This is a genomic window from Rheinheimera sp. A13L (assembly GCF_000217935.1).
Taxonomy (GTDB): domain Bacteria; phylum Pseudomonadota; class Gammaproteobacteria; order Enterobacterales; family Alteromonadaceae; genus Pararheinheimera.
Genome location: NZ_AFHI01000068.1, coordinates 1 through 577 on the forward strand (window position 1 = coordinate 1; position 577 = coordinate 577).

Genomic DNA, 577 nt, shown 5'->3' on the forward strand with positions numbered 1-577 from the left:
TTACGGTGTTACGTTTTCAAAAACCAGGCTCACTGTACCAGAGTAGCTATCCGCCGCAGGTGCAGTACCACCAGTATTCGCAGAAATACGCAACGATGCAGTTGTTGGTACACCAGCGCTTGAGGTCGGTGCAATTTCTTCCGCCGTGCCACTCAGTGCGACAGTACCAATCTGCACAGTTAAAGGTATTGTGTTTGTTGGAGTATTACCTACCAGGCTAGGAGTTCCCGTTACCTGTGCTGTGATAGAACCTGCAGACGCTTGAAAAACGATGTCACCCATCACTGGAGCAAACGTCTGATTCGCAACATCATAGTTCATTGTCTGGGTTGCGCTGAAAATATCAGAGCCTGGTGCCTCGACAACATAAAATGTATCCGAAGGTACATCAGCTATGATGTCTACTGTACGGCTTTCTGTTGCAGCAGCCTGGCCCGCAATAAACAAAGAGGTTGCAATTAATAGTGCTTTTTTCATGGTTAATATTCCCTAAGGGTTAATGAACTGGTTAACTTCTCGTTACAGGAGCTAATTTAATCCATCCCTCTGCCTTGCCCTATCGGAGTAATCTGAAAGT

Annotated in this window: 1 protein-coding gene; it reads right to left on the bottom strand. The window is 46.1% G+C overall.

Translation table 11 applies throughout. The annotated features are described in order from the left end of the window. Positions 1-477, bottom strand: a complete 477-nt coding sequence (locus tag RHEIN_RS18795) for a CS1 type fimbrial major subunit (protein WP_008900565.1) — start codon at positions 475-477, stop codon at positions 1-3. Positions 478-577: the final 100 nt, after the last annotated feature.